12 protein-coding genes are annotated in these 16,644 nt (G+C 70.6%); 10 read left to right on the top strand and 2 right to left on the bottom strand.

All coding sequences use genetic code 11. The features are described 5' to 3' along the window. The 7 genes from BCD48_RS42035 to BCD48_RS42005 all read left to right on the top strand — a co-directional run. Window positions 1-597 (top strand): ABC transporter ATP-binding protein (locus BCD48_RS42035; RefSeq protein ID WP_116271836.1); only part of this gene is annotated, 597 nt, incomplete at its 5' end. Between the two features lie 6 nt (window positions 598-603). Next, a complete protein-coding gene (locus BCD48_RS42030) occupies window positions 604-3,471 on the top strand; it encodes a branched-chain amino acid ABC transporter permease/ATP-binding protein (RefSeq protein WP_071053977.1) in 2,868 nt (955 codons plus the stop codon). Between the two features lie 77 nt (window positions 3,472-3,548). Beyond that, complete coding sequence (locus tag BCD48_RS42025; protein ID WP_071053976.1) at window positions 3,549-4,868, top strand: ABC transporter substrate-binding protein; 1,320 nt, start codon at window positions 3,549-3,551, stop codon at window positions 4,866-4,868. A 109-nt stretch (window positions 4,869-4,977) separates the two neighbouring features. Beyond that, window positions 4,978-6,096 (top strand): Gfo/Idh/MocA family protein, encoded by a 1,119-nt coding sequence (locus tag BCD48_RS42020; protein WP_083420028.1) that lies wholly within the window; start codon window positions 4,978-4,980, stop codon window positions 6,094-6,096. Then, window positions 6,093-8,483 (top strand): glycoside hydrolase family 3 N-terminal domain-containing protein, encoded by a 2,391-nt coding sequence (locus BCD48_RS42015; protein WP_071053975.1) that lies wholly within the window; start codon window positions 6,093-6,095, stop codon window positions 8,481-8,483. The genes BCD48_RS42020 and BCD48_RS42015 overlap by 4 nt, the downstream gene beginning before the upstream one ends. Window positions 8,484-8,835: 352 nt before the next feature. Continuing rightward, window positions 8,836-10,080 carry a glycoside hydrolase family 1 protein gene (locus BCD48_RS42010; protein ID WP_071053974.1) on the top strand — a complete coding sequence of 415 codons (1,245 nt, stop codon included), beginning with the start codon at window positions 8,836-8,838 and terminating at the stop codon, window positions 10,078-10,080. Between the two features lie 121 nt (window positions 10,081-10,201). Beyond that, on the top strand, window positions 10,202-11,419 hold the full coding sequence (locus BCD48_RS42005) for an ABC transporter substrate-binding protein (protein ID WP_071053973.1): 1,218 nt from the start codon (window positions 10,202-10,204) through the stop codon (window positions 11,417-11,419). A gap of 34 nt (window positions 11,420-11,453) precedes the next feature. Here the strand turns inward: BCD48_RS42005 and BCD48_RS42000 are convergent, their stop codons facing one another. Both BCD48_RS42000 and BCD48_RS41995 read right to left on the bottom strand, forming a co-directional pair. Continuing rightward, window positions 11,454-12,137, bottom strand: a complete 684-nt coding sequence (locus BCD48_RS42000; RefSeq protein WP_071053972.1) for an SDR family NAD(P)-dependent oxidoreductase — start codon at window positions 12,135-12,137, stop codon at window positions 11,454-11,456. 42 nt (window positions 12,138-12,179) lie between these two features. Beyond that, complete coding sequence (locus BCD48_RS41995) at window positions 12,180-13,895, bottom strand: IlvD/Edd family dehydratase (protein WP_071053971.1); 1,716 nt, start codon at window positions 13,893-13,895, stop codon at window positions 12,180-12,182. Window positions 13,896-14,033: 138 nt separating this feature from the next. Here BCD48_RS41995 and BCD48_RS41990 point away from each other — a divergent pair, with 138 nt between their 5' ends. The 3 genes from BCD48_RS41990 to BCD48_RS41980 are packed head-to-tail and all read left to right on the top strand — an operon-like array spanning window position 14,034 to window position 16,635. Further along, entirely contained in the window at window positions 14,034-14,846 is an 813-nt protein-coding gene (locus tag BCD48_RS41990) for an IclR family transcriptional regulator (RefSeq protein ID WP_083420027.1), read from the top strand. Beyond that, the gene (locus tag BCD48_RS41985) at window positions 14,843-15,751 is read left to right on the top strand and encodes an SMP-30/gluconolactonase/LRE family protein (protein WP_071053970.1); all 909 of its coding nucleotides are present in this window, start codon (window positions 14,843-14,845) and stop codon (window positions 15,749-15,751) included. Before BCD48_RS41990 ends, BCD48_RS41985 begins: the two co-directional genes overlap by 4 nt. 32 nt (window positions 15,752-15,783) lie before the next feature. Further along, the gene (locus BCD48_RS41980; protein ID WP_241842398.1) at window positions 15,784-16,635 is read left to right on the top strand and encodes a fumarylacetoacetate hydrolase family protein; all 852 of its coding nucleotides are present in this window, start codon (window positions 15,784-15,786) and stop codon (window positions 16,633-16,635) included. Window positions 16,636-16,644 lie beyond the last annotated feature (9 nt).

Here is a 16,644-nt window from a genome sequence, read left to right as displayed (position 1 = left end):
ACGATCCTGAAGGTCATCTGCGGGCTCGGCACGCCGTCGCGGGGTGTGGTGCGGCTCAACGGCCGGACGATCACCTATGTCGCGCCGGAGCAGCGCGGGAAGTACGGCGTGCACCTGCTCCCGGGTGGCAAGGGCGTGTTCCCGGACATGAGCATCCGGGAGAACCTGGAGATGGCGGCGTTCCGGATCCGCCGCGACCGGGTCGACCGCGACCGCCGGTTCGCCTACGTCCTGGACCTGTTCCCGGACCTGGCGGGCCGGCAGTCGCAGCTCGCCGGGTCGTTGTCCGGTGGGCAGCAGCAGATGCTGGCGCTGGCGATGGTGCTGCTGCACGACCCCGAGGTGCTGCTGATCGACGAGTTGTCTCTTGGGCTGGCGCCGGCGGTGGTGCAGGACCTGCTGGCGATCGTGGAGCGGCTCAAGGCGGACGGGCTGACGATCGTCGTCGTCGAGCAGTCGCTGAACATCGCCCTCGCGGTCGCTGACCGGGCGGTGTTCCTGGAGAAGGGGCAGGTCCGGTTCACCGGGCCGGCCCGCGCGCTGGTCGAACGTGACGACCTGGCCCGCGCGGTGTTCCTCGGCCGGGAAGGTGGCTGACTCGTCATGCAGATGCCCACTACCCAGCTGCTGTTCGATGGCGGTGTCAGCGGCCTGGTCATCGGCCTGCTCGCGATCGGCATCGTGCTGGTCCACCGGTCGACCCGGGTCATCAACTTCGCCGTCGCGAACATGGGCCTCGTCGGCTCGGTCCTGTTCGCGCTGCTCGTGGTGCGGTGGAACGTGCCGTACTGGATCGCCCTGGTCATCGCGCTCGTCGTCGGCACGCTGTTCGGCGCGCTCGTCGATCTCGCCGTGGTCCGCCGGCTTTTCCGGGCGCCGCGAGTGATCCTGCTGGTCGCGACGATTGGTGTCGCGCAGCTGGCGCTCACCATCGTCACGGGCCTTCCCGACCTGGACGACTACGCGAGTGAGTCGTATCCGGTGCCGTGGGGTGGGGCATGGTCGCCGGTCGACGGCCTGCGGATCACCGGAGCGCAGCTGAGCGTCCTGGTCACGGTTCCCCTCGTCGCGCTCCTGCTCGGCCTGTTCCTGAGCCGCACCGTGCTCGGCCGCACCGTGCGGGCGTCGGCCAGCAACCCAGAGCTGGCGAGGCTGCAGGGCATCAGCCCGAAGCTCGTCTCTACCGCCATGTGGGCGTTGGCCGGGCTGATCGGAACGATCTGCCTGATCCTGATCTCGGCGCAGAACAAGTCCCTCACCCAGATCACCACCCTCGGCCCGACCACGCTGGTGCGGGCGTTGGCCGCGGCGGTGCTCGCTCGGATGGCGTCCATGCGCGTCGCGCTGCTCGCGGGCGTCGTGCTTGGGCTGCTGCAGTCGTTCATCCAGTTCAACTGGCTCACCCAGCCGGGCCTGACCGACTTCGTCATCTTCCTGCTGGTGTTGGCGGCGGTGTTCCTCGTCAGCCGCGGCCGCGACACCGAGACCTCGTCGTTCTCGTTCGCGCCGAAGGCCGCGCCGATCCCCGAACGACTGCGCGACCTGTGGTGGGTCCGCCAGCTGGAGCGCGCCCCGCTGCTCGCGCTCGGCGCGCTCGCGATCGTCCTGCCGCTGCTCGTTCCCCAAGCGTCGCGGCAGCTGCTCTACACGGTCATCCTCGGCTACGCGATCTGCGCCGCGTCGGTCACCATCCTCACCGGCTGGGCCGGGCAGCTCTCATTGGGCCAGATGGCGTTCGCCGGCCTCGGCGCACTCACCGCCGCCGCGCTCAACCGCGGCCTGCAGTTCTCGGTCGCAGGCAGCACCGTGGCGTTGAGCGCGCTGCCGTTCCCCGCCGCGGTGGCGCTGGCCAGTGTGTTCACGGGTGTGATTGCCGCCGTTGTAGGGGCGGGGGCGCTACGTGTACGGGGGCTGCTGCTCGCGGTCAGCACCTTCGCGTTCGGGATCGCCGCCGAGCAGTACTTCTACCGCCGCGAGATCTTCCAGGACGAGGGCGCCCACACGGCCTCCTTCACCCGCGACACCGCCTTCGGCATCGATATCACCAGCCAGCGGGCCTACTACTACCTGGTCCTGGTCGTGCTGGCCGTCGTGCTGGCTGTCATCGCCCGGCTGCGCCGCTCCGGGATCGGCCGCACCACCGTCGGGGTCAGGGACAACGCGGCGACCGCCGCGGCCTACACCGTCGGGGCGACCCGGGTGAAGCTGCGCGCGTTCGTGCTCGCGGGCGGGATCGCCGGCCTGGGGGGAAGCCTGCTCGCCGGCGCGGTCCAGAACGTGCCGTACTCCGACCGGTACTTCCTGTCCGCCGACTCGCTCACCCTCGTCTCCATCGTCGTCATCGGCGGCCTCGGCTCGATCTACGGCCCGGTCCTCGGCGCGCTCTGGGTCATCGGCCTGCCGGCGATCTTCCCCGGCAACGACCTCGTCCCACTGCTCACCTCCAGCCTCGGCCTGCTCATCCTGCTGCTCTACTTCCCCGGCGGCCTCGTCCAGATCGGCTACGCCGCCCGCGACGCCCTCCTGCGCCTCGCCGACCGGCGGCTCGACCCCGCGCCGGCGGGCAAGCCCGAGGTCGCCCCCGCCAAGGCGCTCACCCGGGCCGTCCCCCGCGAGCCGCTCCCGGCGGATCAGCCGATGCTGCGGACGAACGACGTGCGGGTGCGTTTCGGCGGCCTGACCGCGGTCGACGGTGTATCGATCCAGGTCGCGCCCGGTGAGATCGTGGGGCTGATCGGCACCAACGGCGCCGGGAAGTCGACGCTGATGAACGCCATCGGCGGCTTCGCCCCCGCCACCGGCACCGTCGAGCTCCTGGGTCGTGACGTCACCGCCACCGGTCCGACCGCCCGGGCCCGGGCCGGGCTCGGGCGCACCTTCCAGGCCGCGACGCTCTTCCCCGAGCTCACCGTCCGCCAGACCGTGCAGATCGCGTGCGAGGCCCGCGGCCGCACCGGACTGCTGTCCACCGCCCTCTACCTGCCGCACACCTTCACCCGCGAACGTGCCCAGCGCTCGGCGGCCGACGACCTGATCGGTTTCCTCGGCCTCGGTCGCTACGCCGACGCGTTCATCGCCGACCTGTCCACCGGCACGCGGCGCATCGTCGAGCTCGCCGGCCTGCTCGCCCTCGACGCCCGGCTGCTCTGTCTCGACGAGCCTACGGCGGGAGTCGCCCAGCGAGAGACGGAGGCGTTCGGCCCGCTCATCCAGGAGATCCGCCGCGAGCTCGACGCCGCCATGCTCGTCATCGAGCACGACATGCCACTGATCATGGGCATCTCCGACCGCGTCTACTGCCTCGAAACCGGCCGCGTCATCGCCGAAGGCACCCCGAGCGTCGTCCGCGACGACCCGAAGGTCATCGCCAGCTACCTCGGCACCGACGAACGCGCCATCAGCCGTAGCGGCAGCGCGCCCGCCGCCGCGCAGGACGCACCCGTCGCCACCAGCACGACAGCCCCCGCATAGCCCCGACGCGCTACCCAGGCGCCGGTGTGCCTACATCTGTCCGTTTGAACCCCGCCACCTTCCTGGAGACCTCTCAGATGACCTCACATCGCCGCACTGTTAGATACAGTGCGTTACTCCTCGCAGGAGCCGTCGCGCTCGCCGTCACCGCCTGCAGCGTCAAGTCGAACGACGACGCCAAACCATCGGCGGGCGCCACCACCGCCGACGCGTTTCCGGTCCCGCCGGCGCCGGCGACGGCGCGCGGCGTCACCGCCGACAGCATCAAGATTGGCTTCGTCTATCCGGACCTGTCCAAGGTCAAGCAGTTCCTCGACGTCGACCACGGCGACTACCAGGCCGTGTTCACCGCCCTCGTCGACAAGGTCAACAAAGATGGCGGCATCGACGGCCGCAAGATTGTTCCGGTGTTCGGCGCGGTAAACGTCATCTCGCCCACCGGAGCGCAGGAGACCTGCGTCAAACTGACCGAGGACGAGAAAGTCTTCGCCGTGCTCGGCAGCCTCAACGCCGAAGACGTGAACTGCTACGTCCGGACCCACAAGACGTTGGTCGTCGGCGGCGACCTCACCGCCGAGCGCTACGCCAAGGCCCAGGCACCCTGGATCTCCGACCTCCGTGGTGGCGACGAGCTTGGCCAGGGTCTGCAGCTGTTCATCGACAAGGGCGACCTGACCGGCAAGAAGCTCGCCATCGTCGCCTACCGCGACGACCAGCCGACCCTCGACAAGGTCGTCCTGCCCACCCTGCGCGCCAAGAACATCCCCGTCACCGAGACCGGCGTCCTCGACGCCGACCTCACAGACCCGGCCGCGGTGTCCTCGCAGCTGAACGTCTTCATCCAGAAGTTCCAGTCCGCGGGCGTGAACACCGTGCTCCTCGTCGGCGGCTCCCAGGCGCGGTTCCCCGCCGAGCTCCACAAGACCAGCTACCGCCCCCGCCTGCTCTTCGCGAGCGTCAACACCGCCGGCTCCTACGTCTTCGGCAACCGCGATACCGACCTGAGCGAGCTGCGCGACTCGCTGACGCTCGGACAGGCCGCCAACTACACCGACCCGGCCGTCAACACGTGCCTGCCCACGATCGAGGCCGCGATGCCCGAACTCAAGGGCAAGATCATCGACCCGGCGTTCACGCCTCCCAAGCAGCCGGCGTGGGGCACGTCCGTATCGGTCGCCTGCCGCTACCTGGCCCTGTTCCAGGCCATCGCCAAGAAGGCGGGCAAGGACCTCACCTACAAGTCCTTCCAGGACGCCGCATTCTCCCTCGGCACCTTCCACGTCCCGACGTTCACCGACGCCGCGACGTACAGCCGCCAGACGCCGAACGGCAACATCCCACCGCGAATCTTCTCGTGGGACCCGGCGAAGAAGGCGTTCCTACTCGCCACCGGCTGACCCGTCCGCCCACGCCCACGCCGACGCGGCCCGGCCGGCCAGAACGGCCGGGCCGCATCGGATCACCAGGCCAGGCCGAGGCCATCGGTCCGGCACCAAAGGATGTCCCATGTCGTTTCGGTGGGGAATCGCGGGCACCGGTGCCATCGCGCGCGGGTTCGCCGACGCGCTCGGCCGGCTGCCCGACGCCGAGCTCGTCGCCGTCGGCTCACGCAGGCAACCGACAGCCGACGAGTTCGGCGAGCGGTTCGGCGTGCCCCGCGCTCGCCGTCACGGCTCCTATGAGGAACTCGCCGCCGACGACGGTGTCGATCTTGTGTACGTCGCCACCCCGACGTCCCATCACCATCCGCACACGTTGCTCTTCCTACAAGCGGGACGTGGCGTGCTGTGCGAGAAGCCGTTCGCCCTCGACGCGGCGCAGGCGGCCGAGATGGTGGCGACGGCCCGTGCGGAGGGCCGGTTCCTGATGGAGGCGATGTGGAGTCGTTTCCTGCCGGCCTACGTCAGCATCCGGGAGCTGGTCGCGGCGGGCGCCCTCGGGACCGTGCTGGCGGTCGACGGCGACTTCGGTTTCCGGCTGCCGACGACGCCGGGAGAGCGGCTGTTCGATCCTGCCCAGGGCGGTGGCGCGCTGCTCGATCTCGGCGTGTACCCGGTCTCGCTGGCGAGCATGCTGCTCGGCGAGCCGGACCAGGTGAGCGCTGTCGGCCAGCTCGGCGAGACCGGCGTCGACGAGCACGTCGCCGTCCTGATGGGCTACCGGTCCGGCGCGGTGGCGCTCGCGAAGGCCTCCCTGCGCGCGAGTCTCGGCTGCACCGGCCGAATCTCCGGCACCACCGGCAGCATCGAGCTGCCCGCCTTCATGCACTGCCCCGACGAGCTCATCGTCCGCGGCCCAGCCGGCACCGAGCACCTGCACCTGCCGGCCGCCCTTGACTCCGCAGGCATTGGCGAGGCGGACACGGGCTCGGTCGAACCGCACGACCGGGCCGGCGGCGGTCTGCACCACCAGATCCGCCACGTCCACGAACGGCTGAGTGCCGGACACCTGGATAGCGATGTCATGCCGCTGGCGGAGTCCGTGTCGGTCATGCGGACGCTCGACGCCGTACGCGCCCAGATCGGCCTGCGCTACCCGACCCCCGAGCTCGCATTCCCGCGACCGGCCGGCGAGAACTCGCCCGCGCCGGGCGACGTCCAAAAGGAAGAGGCGACGCAACCATGACCGCCGGCACGTGGACGCCCGAGAAGGTCTCGGATCTCGTCTCCCAGCTCACGCTGGAACAGAAGGTCGCCCAGCTCACCGGGTTCGCCGTCACCGACCTCATCGCGCAGCGGCCCGGCGCCAGCCTGGACGCGGCGAGCCCTGAACTCGACCTCAGCCGGCTGCCGGCGCTGCGGCCACACGGCGTCGGCCAGCTCTCCCTGGCCTGGTTCCTCGGCCATGACACGGAAAGCCTGCGATCCGACCTCGAGCACGTCCAGGCCGCGATCCGGGAGGTCGCGCCGTTCGGCATCGGCGCACTGGTGCATTTCGAGGGCATCAACGGCTTCCTGCATGCGTCCGGGCCGCAGTTCCCGACCTCGTGGGCACAGGCGGCTACCTGGGAGCCGTCGCTCGTGAGGCGGGCGGCCACCGTGACCGCCGCCCACATGCGGGCGACCGGGGTCCACCTGCTGTTCTCCCCGGTCATGGACCTGGCCCGGGATCCGCGGTGGGGCCGGGTACACGAGACCTACGGGGAGGACCCTGAACTGGCCGCGCAGTTCTCCGTCGCCTTTGTACGTGGCATCCAGGGCGCGGAGGGCGAGTCAGGGCTGCTCGCCACCGGCAAGCACTTCGTCGGCTACGGCGCCTCCGAAGGCGGCCTCAACCAGGCCGTCACCCAGCTGGGGCGCCGCGCGCTGGTGGACGAGTACGCCGAGCCGTTCCGCCGCGCGATCGCCGAAGCCGACCTCGCGACCGTGATGAACTCCTACAACGAGATCGACGGCGTTCCGTGCGTCGCGGATCGCTGGCTGCTCACCGAGCTGCTGCGCGACCAGCTCGGCTTCACCGGAGTCGTCGTCAGTGACTACGACTCCGTGACCCTGCAGACCCGGTTCTTCCACACCGCGGACTCGCCGGCGCAGGCCGCCGTCCAGGCGGTCAGTGCCGGTATCGACGTCGAGCTTCCCGGCGACACGAACTACTCCTTCCTGGTCGAGGAGGTCCGCAGTGGCCGGCTCGACGAGCGGGTCATCGACACCGCCGTCACCCGTGTCCTCGCCGCCAAGGCACGCGCCGGACTCATCCCGGGGATGACGGCGCCTGGCGCTGCCTCCGCGCCCACGACCCAGGATCGGGGCGAGGCGGCGACGGTACGCCGAGCCGTCGCCGAGCGGGGCCTGGTTCTGCTCGACAACGACGGCATCCTGCCGCTGACACCACGCGATGCCGGCCGGATCGTGGTCGTCGGTCCCGCGGCCGACGAACTGCGCATCCACTTCGGCGCCTACACCTCGGTCTCGAACGCCGAGGTGCCGCTGGGAATGATCGCGGTGATGACCGGGCAGATCCCCGGCGTCGATCCGGCGACGTTCGTCTTCACCGACATCTTCCAAACCCGGATGCCGGGCATCGACGAACGGTTCGAGGCCGAGGTACGGCGGCTCCACCCCGACATGCCCACAGTCCTCGACGCACTACGACGGATCGATCCAACCACCGAGCACGTCCCGTTTGGTCGGTTCGACGCGGACGCCGAGCACCCGCTGGACCGGACCGCGGTGGAAGAGGCGGTGGCAGGTGCCGACCTGGTCATCGCCGTGGTCGGCGAGCGGACCGGCTGGGTCGGCAACAACACCGCCGGCGAGGGCCAGTCGACCGCCGAGCCCGCCCTACCGGGCGACCAGGCCGAGCTCATCGCGCTGCTCGCGGCGACCGGGAAGCCGCTGGTGACCGTCGTCGTCTCCGGGCGGCCGCTGCTGCTCGACGCCGTCGCGCGGGCGTCGAACGCGGTGCTGCTCGCGCCGCTGCTCGGCGAGGAGGCCAGCGAGGCGATCGCCGACGCGGTCTTCGGCCTGGTCAACCCGAGCGGCAAGCTGCCGAGCACGTTCCCCCGCCACCTCGGCCAGCTGCCGATCTACCACGGCCACCACCACGGCAGCGGCTACGACCACCCCACCGGCACCCGGCACGGCTACAACGACCTGGCCGACCCCAGCCCGCTCTACGCCTTCGGCCACGGCCTGTCCTACAGCACCTTCGATGTCACCCTCGACGACTCCGCCGGACCGGCGATCGAGGCGACCGGCGGACTCATCCGCGCCCGGCTCGCCGTGACGAACACCAGCACCGTCGACGGCGAGACGGTCGTGCAGCTCTACGCCCGCGACGAGGCCGCCACCGTCGTCCGCCCCGTCCGCCAGCTGATCGGCTTCGCCCGCCTCGCGCTCGCGGCGGGCCAGCGTACGACGGCCACTCTCGAAGCCCCGGTCGAGCGGCTCTTCTACACGAACCTCGACGGCACACGGGGCATCGAAGCCGGTGAGGTGACCGTGCTGGCTGGCTTCGGCAGCGACGACATCCGCTGCGCCAGCACGATCACCCTGACCGCGGCCACCGCCTGACCATCGCCTGCCGGCCACGGCGCGACTACCGGGGCCGCGGAAGCAGCCACCACCGCTTCCGGCGCCCTGCCGAAGGATTGAGATCCCGTGTCCCCCTCATGGACCGCCAGGTTCATTGCCGCGCCGGCTCGCCCCACCGGACAGGGTCCGGCCCCGGCGCCGCATCTGCGGCGGGAGTTCACCGTCGGCCCCGGCCTGCGGTCAGCCACCCTTCATGTCACCGCGTTGGGGCTGGTCGAGGCACATCTGAACGGAAGCCGGGTCGGTGGGAGTCCCCGCACTCCGAAAGCCCGGTGCTTCGGCCTGGCGCAACACCGCACCGTCTCCTACCTGGAAACCCGGAGGTCCCACGATGGTTAACCAGTTCCCCGACGGCTTTCTCTGGGGTGCCGCGACCGCCGCCCACCAGGTCGAGGGCGGAAACGTCAACGCCGACCTCTGGGCCAGCGAATGGGCGCCCGGATCGCATTTCGCCGAGCCGTCCGGCGACGCCTGCGACCACTACCACCGCTACCCCGAGGACATCGGCCTGCTCGCCGGGCTCGGGCTGAACGCCTACCGGTTCGGGGTCGAGTGGGCACGGATCGAACCCGAGGAAGGCTTCTTCTCCCGGGCCGAGCTCGACCACTACCGGCGCATGGTCGGCACCTGCCTGGAGCACGGCGTGACACCCGTCGTGACCTACAACCACTTCACGACACCCCGCTGGTTCGCGGCGGCCGGCGGTTGGAACGGCACCGCCGCCGTGGACCGGTTCGCCCGGTACGCCGCGCGGGTCACCGAGCACATCGGCGACCTGGTGCCCTGGGTCTGCACCTTCAACGAGCCGAACGTGATCTCGTTGATGGTCCACCTCGGCCTGGTCCCGGCCGCCGCCCGTGAGGACGGCCTCGGCCTCCTGGATGCCGCCGACACCCAGCCAGCCCAGTCAGGTCAGTCGGGCAGCGAGTCGGGATCGGGCGGGAGCTGGCCCGTCCCCAGCGTCGAGGTGATGGCCGCCGCGCACCGTAAGGCCGTCGAGGCGATCAAGTCCGGGCCGGGCAACTCCGCCGTCGGGTGGACCCTGGCCCTCATCGACCTTCAGCCCGCCGAGGGCGGTGAACAGCGCTGGGCCGCCACGTGCCAGGCAGCCGAGCTCGACTGGCTCGACGTCTCCCGCGACGACGACTTCGTCGGCGTCCAGACCTACACCCGGGAACGCATCGGACCCGACGGCGTCCTGCCGGTGCCGGACGGAACCGCGACCACGCAGACCGGCTGGGAGATCTACCCCCAGGCCCTCGGGCACACGGTCCGGCTCGCGGCCGAGCACGCCCGGGTACCCGTCCTGGTCACCGAGAACGGCATGGCCACCGCCGACGACGACGCCCGCACCGCCTACACCACCGCCGCCCTCGAGGGACTGGCCGGCTGCGTCGCCGACGGCGTCGACGTCCGCGGCTACCTCCACTGGTCGCTACTCGACAACTTCGAGTGGACGTCCGGCTTCGCCATGACGTTCGGGCTGATCGCCGTCGACCGAACCACCTTCGCCCGCACGGTGAAGCCCTCCGCCCGCCGGCTCGGTGAGATCGCCCGCGCGGGTCGCCTGCCCTAGGCGAAGGACACCATCGGGCCGGATGCGACAGCCAGGGCGGACGCGCGGGTGCGGCCGCCGGCCGGACGCCGCCGGGTTCTTGAAGACGCCGAACACGACTAAACCAATACAGGGGATGTATATGCATTTATCCACGCCACGGGCGCCTTTCGGGATGGCCATCACGATCCTCGTCGTTGCCGCGGCGACCGGGTGCTCCTCATCGAGCGCGGGGAGCGGAGCGGGCGCGGCCTGTGACTCGCCCGGAGTCACCCCAGACCGGGTGACGCTCGGGTTCGTCTATCCCGCCTCGGGTTCGTCCAGCTCGGCGCTGTCCTCGGCCCGGGCCGGCCTTGACGCCAGGATCGGCCTCGCGAACGACGAGGGCGGTGTGCACGGCCGCCGGATCGCCTACCAGTGGCGAGATGACGAGGGCTCCGCGACGGTCGCCGAGACCGCGACCGAGGAACTCGTCCAGGACCAGCACGTCTTCGGCCTGGTGACCGCCAGTGCCGCGCTCGGCGACTCGATGGACTTCCTGACGAAGCAGGGAGTGCCGGTCGCCGGGGTCGCCATCGAGCCGTCCTGGGCCGGGCGCGAGAACATGTTCTCCTTCGCCTACTCGGCCGCGCCCGAGGTCGTCGGCCACTACATCCGGGCCGCTCGCGGGACTAGGGTCGCCATCGTCACCGGGGACGAGTCGGCGGTGACCTCCGACACCACGGCGGCATACGCGCGGGGCCTGGAGGCGGCCGGAGCGAGCGCGGTCCAGGTGTTCTCCTATGTGGCCGGCAGCGGGAGCCCTGAGCAGGTGGCCAGCAAGATCGTGAATTTCGGCGCCGACGCTCTGCTGGGCATCACCGCGCTGGACGACTTCGCCAAGATCGTGCAGGCGACGCGCACGGCGGGCGTCCACCTCGCGGTCAGCGTCGCGCTCACCGGCTACGACCACAGCCTGTTGACCTCCATCGGTCCGGCGCTCGCCGGCGTGTCGATACCGGTGTTGTTCCGCCCGTTCGAAGCGGATGGTCCGGCGATCAGGCGCTACCAGGACGCGATGAGCCGCTACGCGCCGGAATCCAGGAACACCGACCAGCAGATCGCGATGTTCACCTACATCAGCGCCGACCTGTTCCTACGCGGACTCGACTTGGCGGGACCCTGCCCCACCCGTGAGGACCTCATCAAGACCCTGCGCGGCGTCTCCGCCTACGACGCGGGTGGTCTCATCGCACCCATCGACTTACGCGACTACACGGGCAAACCGCTCTCGTGCTACGCCTTCGTCCAGGTCACCCCCAATGGTGCGGCCTTCCAGACGGCCCGAGAACGCGTCTGCGCCGACGGCAGCACTGGCTGAATGATGGAGAGTGTCTGATCGCCGGCTCTGTGCATCAGTAGGTCGCTCTTCCGCCGCTGATGTCGTAGACGGCGCCGGTGGAGAAGCTGACCTTGTCCGAGGCGAGCCAGGCGACGAGCTCGGCGACCTCGCCGGCCTGGCCGAGGCGCCCCATCGGGATGAGGCTGGTGATGTGGGCCAGGGCCTCGGGCCCAGTGGTGGCGTTCATCGGCGTCTCGATGACGGCCGGAGTGATGACGTTGGCGAGCACGCCCGTGGTCGCGAGTTCCTTGCCGAGGGACTTGGTCAGGGCGATGACCGCGGCCTTCGATGCGGAGTAGGGGGACATGTTCGGGTTGCCGTCCTTACCGGCCATGCTGGCGAAGTTCACGACCCGTCCCCAGCCGCGCTCGCGCATGCCGGGCACGAAGGCCTGGCAGGTGTTGAAGGTGCCGCGGACGTTGACGGCGAACGTCTGTTCCCAGCCGTCGAGCGGGATCTCCCAGAGCGGGGCGGTCGGCCCGACGATCCCGGCGGAGTTGACGAGGATGTCGATCGGGCCGACCTGTTCGGCGGCGGCGCGTACGGCGGCGGCGTCAGTGACGTCCACCGTGAGGTCGGCGCCGCCAGCGATGTCGAGGGTGATGACGGTGACGCCGTCGGCTTCGAGGCGGGCCGCCGTGGCTTTGCCGAGGCCGCTGACACCGCCCGTGATGACGGCAGTGCGGGTCCGGGTCATGGCTGCTCCCAGGAGGACGAGGACGACCGGAGAGGTCGAGGGTCAGTGGGACTCGCGGGAGACCTGGTCGCCGCTGGATCCGACGAGGAAGTCGAGATCGGCGCCGGTGTCGGCCTGGCGGACGGTGTCGACATAGAGGCGTTCCCAACCTCGCCGGGGGCAGGCGTAGGCGCGGACGGCCGCTGGCGCGGGTTCGCGCGCGGCGAGTTCCTCGGCCGGGACGTCTATGTCGAGCCGGCGGGTCTCGACGTCGAGGATGATCATGTCGCCGGTCCGTATCAGAGAAAGCGGCCCGCCCGCTGCGGCCTCGGGCGCCACGTGGAGTACGACCGTGCCGTAGGCGGTGCCGCTCATCCGGCCGTCGCAGATGCGGACCATGTCCCGCACCCCTCGGGCCAGCAGCTTGGCGGGCAGCGGCAGGTTCGCCACCTCTGGCATGCCGGGATACCCCTTGGGTCCGCACCCGCGCAGGACGAGCACGGAGTCGGGGGTCACGTCGAGGTCGGGGTCGTCCAGGCGGGAGTGCAGGTCCTCGATCGAGTCGAAGACGACCGCGGGGCCGCGGTGGCGGAGCAGGTGCCGCGAGGCGGCGGCGGGCTTGATGATGGCACCGTCGGGAGCGAGGTTGCCGTGCAGCACGGCGATGCCGGCGTTTTCCCGCAGCGGCGCCGCCCTGCTGCGAATGACGTCGTGGTCGTGGATCCGGGCGTCGCTGAGGTGCTCCACCAGCGGGCGTCCGGTGACGGTCAAGGCGTCGGGGTCGAGCAGATCGCGGATCTCGTTCAGCACGGCGTGTAGCCCGCCGGCCCGGTAGAGGTCGTCCATCAGGAAGCGGCCGGCGGGAAGCAGGTCCACCAGGAGCGGGACGCCGGATCCGGTGCGGTCGAAGTCGTCCTGGGTGAGATCGACCCCTAGCCGGCCGGCGATCGCGAGCAGGTGCACGACCGCGTTGGTAGAGCCGCCGAGCGCGGCGAGGGCGACGATGGCGTTGAGGAACGAGCCTCGGCTGAGGATGCCGCTCGGGCGCCGCTGCGCGTCGGCCATCTCGACCGCGAGCGCGCCGGTCCGGTGGGCGGCCTCGAGTAGCCGGCTGTCGGGGGCGGGCGTTCCAGCCACGCTGGGCAGCGTCATGCCGAGGACCTCGGCGAGCAGTCCCATCGTCGAGGCGGTGCCCATGGTGTTGCAGTGGCCCTTGCTGCGGATCATCGATGATTCCGAGCGCAGGAACTCGGCCTGGGTCGTGGTTCCGGCACGGACCTCCTCGCTGAGCTTCCAGACGTCCGTTCCGCAGCCGAGCGGCGCGCCGCGGAACGTCCCGGTCAGCATCGGGCCGCCGGGGACGACCACCGCCGGGAGGTCCACCGAGGCCGCGGCCATCAGGAGCGCGGGGATGGTCTTGTCGCAGCCGCCCAGCAGGACGACTCCGTCGATCGGATTGGCCCGGAGCATCTCCTCGGTGGCCATCGCCGCCATGTTGCGCCACAGCATCGCCGTGGGGCGGACCTGTGTCTCGCCGAGCGAGACGACAGGGAGTTCGAGCGGGATGCCGCCGGCCTCGTAGATCCCGTCGGAGACACTGCGCGCCACCTCTCCGAGATGGGCGTTGCAGGGGGTCAGGTCGGAAGCGGTGTTGGCGATCGCGATGTGCGGCCGGCCGTCGAAGGCGTGGCTCGGCAGCCCGCGCCGCATCCAGGCGCGGTGGATGTAGGAGTTGCGGCCCGTGCCCGCGTACCACTGTGCGCTGCGGCGCGTCACCATCGATCGTCTCGTTCCATCATACGGAACCTCGATCTATCTCTTGGAACTGGCCTCGACGGTAGCCGCTGGCGGGCCGCCCGGGAAGGGCTGTGGGTCGCTTACTTCCGTTTCCCGGAACATAGGTCTAAACTCCGGAATGTGGCTGAGACGATCACTAGCCTCGCGGCGGCGCCCGAGGGCAATCCCGAAGCGACCGCAGAGGCGAGGCTCGTCGGTTCCGATCGCGTCCTGGCCGTCCTGGCCGAACTTGCTCGGCACCCCGACGGCATCGGGCTCGACGACATGGCGCGTGCGATCGCGAGTCCCAAGTCGACCGCGCACCGCGCGCTGGCCGCACTTCGGCGGGCCGGGTTCGCCTCGCAGGACGGGCGCGGCCGCTACGTCCTGGGCGACGAGTTCCTGCGGATGGCCTTCGCCCACCACGAGGCCCGCCCCGACCACGTTCGCGTCCTCCCCGTCCTGCAGGCACTCTGCGACCGCTATGGGGAGACGGTCCACTATGCGGTGCTGGACGGCACTTCGGTCGTCTACCGCTCGAAGCTCGACCCACCGGCCGGGGCGGTACGGCTGACGTCCGTCGTCGGGGGGCGTAACCCCGCCCATTGCACCGCGGTGGGCAAGGCGCTGCTCGCCGACTCCTTGCGCGACGAGAACGCGGTCCGTGCCTGGATCGGGAACCGGCAGCTGGAGAAGCCCACCGAGCGTAGCCTGACGACGGCGGCGGACCTGCACGCTGAGTTCGTCCGCATTCGCGAGCAGGGATACAGCGTCGACGACCGCGAGAACGAGCCGGGGGTCAACTGCCTGGCTGTGCTGGCTTACCTGACCTCGCCGACGAAGCCGAGCGGTGCCGTCAGCGTCAGCGGCCTTGCCTACCGCACGCCGCTGAAGACCCTCGTCGACGATCTGCCGGCCATCCGTGCGGTGATCGCCGGACCGGACCTCCCGTGACGCACCGCCACGTCGCGCTGCCCGCGTCGGCCGAGACGTACCAGCTCGGCGAGGGCCCGGTGTGGGACGCGGCACGAGAACGCCTGCTCTGGGTCGACATCGTCGCGGGCACGGTGCTGGCGGGCCGGCTCGATCCTGCCGCCGGCACGGTCGAGGTCACCGGCCGGCACACGTTCGACGAGACGGTGGGTGCCGTCGCCGTGGCGGCGGCCGGCGATCTCGTGGTCGCCGAGCGCGCGGTCGTCACCAGGCTGGATGTCACGGGTGAGCGGACCGAGCTCGCCCGGGTCCTGCCCGCCGGTGTGGGGAGCAGGCTCAATGACGGGGCGGTCGATCCCGCCGGCAGGTTCCTCGTCGGGAGCCTCGCCCAGGACGCACGGCGGGGCGGGGAGGTCCTGGTGCGCCTCGACGACGACCGGTGCGTCGTCCTCGACCGGGACCTGTACCTCTCGAACGGGCTTGCGTGGAGCCCCGGCGGCGACCGCTTCTACAGCATCGACACCGATCCGGGGACCGTGTGGGTGCGTGATTACGACCCGGCCACCGGCGCGGTGGGTCGCCGCCAGGAGAGCTTCACCGTCGCCGACGGCTCGCCCGACGGCATGTGCGTCGACGCGTCCGGCAACCTCTGGATCGCGGTCTGGGGGCGCGGCCGGGTCGAGTGCCGGACCCCGGCGGGACGGGTTCTTGCCACGGTCGAGGTCGCGGCTCCCCACACCTCCAGCGTGGCATTCGCCGGGCCGGACCTCGACCTGCTCGTGATCACCACCGCCAGGCAGGACCTGACCCGCGAGGACCTGGCCGAGCACCCCGATTCAGGGCGCCTGTTCACCGCCCGCGTCGGCGCCCGCGGCCTCGCCCTGCCCTACTGGGTTCCGCCGGCCGTTCCCGCCGCTTCTTCCTGACCTTCGCCCGATCGGAGACGTTGTTGTACCTCATGCGTATCGGTGCCCCCGGCGCCGAGAAGCCCGTAGTACGCGTCGACGATGCGCACTATGTCGACGTTTCCGACCTCACCTCCGACTTCGACGAGACCTTCTTCGCCGCCGGCGGCACCGCCCTGCTGGCCGACGCGGTGGCCGCACGGGTAGCCGCCGGCGTGCTCTCGGCCTTCGCCGGCGAGCGCATCGGCGCCCCGATCGCGCGTCCCCATCAGATCCTCTGCATCGGGCTGAACTACAGCGACCACGCCGCCGAGACCGGGCAGGCGATCCCGACCGAACCGATCCTGTTCACCAAGTCGCCCAACACCCTGATCGGCCCGAACGACGACGTCCGTATCCCGCGAGGGGCCACCAAACCGGACTGGGAAGTCGAACTCGGGATCGTGATCGGGAAGCGGACCCGCTACCTGGACCGCGTCGCGGACGCGGCTGACGCCATCGCCGGCTACCTGGTCGTCAACGACGTGAGCGAACGCGCCTTCCAGTTCGAGCGCGGCGGCCAGTGGGCCAAGGGCAAGTCCGCCGAGACGTTCAACCCGGCCGGCCCCTGGCTCGTCACGCCGGACGAGATCGCCGACGTGGTCGACCTCGGGATGTGGCTCGACGTCAACGGCGAGCGGCGACAGACCGGCTCGACGAAGACCATGATTTTCGACCCGTTCTTCATCGTGCACCACCTCAGCCAGTTCATGGTCTTGGAGCCCGGCGATCTGATCAACACTGGCACCCCGCCCGGCGTCGGCATGGGATTCACCCCGCCGATCTGGCTGCGGCCCGGGGACGTGATGGAGCTGGGCATCGACGGCCTCGGCAGGCAGCGCCAACACGTCCTCGGCCCGCGGTAGCCAGGTCTC

Source organism: Pseudofrankia coriaricola (assembly GCF_001854805.1).
Lineage (GTDB): Bacteria > Actinomycetota > Actinomycetes > Frankiales > Frankiaceae > Pseudofrankia.
Note: the sequence above shows the minus strand (reverse complement) of the source record. Positions and strands in the feature narration are given on the sequence as shown.

Bases quoted from the DNA above. Each gene is read 5' to 3' on its own strand.
- BCD48_RS42030 (WP_071053977.1), top strand. From the start codon at position 604: ATGCAGATGCCCACTACCCAGCTGCTGTTCGATGGCGGTGTCAGCGGC.
- BCD48_RS42025 (WP_071053976.1), top strand. From the start codon at position 3,549: ATGACCTCACATCGCCGCACTGTTAGATACAGTGCGTTACTCCTCGCA.
- BCD48_RS42020 (WP_083420028.1), top strand. From the start codon at position 4,978: ATGTCGTTTCGGTGGGGAATCGCGGGCACCGGTGCCATCGCGCGCGGG.
- BCD48_RS42015 (WP_071053975.1), top strand. From the start codon at position 6,093: ATGACCGCCGGCACGTGGACGCCCGAGAAGGTCTCGGATCTCGTCTCC.
- BCD48_RS42010 (WP_071053974.1), top strand. From the start codon at position 8,836: ATGGTTAACCAGTTCCCCGACGGCTTTCTCTGGGGTGCCGCGACCGCC.
- BCD48_RS42005 (WP_071053973.1), top strand. From the start codon at position 10,202: ATGCATTTATCCACGCCACGGGCGCCTTTCGGGATGGCCATCACGATC.
- BCD48_RS42000 (WP_071053972.1), bottom strand. From the start codon at position 12,137: ATGACCCGGACCCGCACTGCCGTCATCACGGGCGGTGTCAGCGGCCTC.
- BCD48_RS41995 (WP_071053971.1), bottom strand. From the start codon at position 13,895: ATGGTGACGCGCCGCAGCGCACAGTGGTACGCGGGCACGGGCCGCAAC.
- BCD48_RS41980 (WP_241842398.1), top strand. From the start codon at position 15,784: ATGCGTATCGGTGCCCCCGGCGCCGAGAAGCCCGTAGTACGCGTCGAC.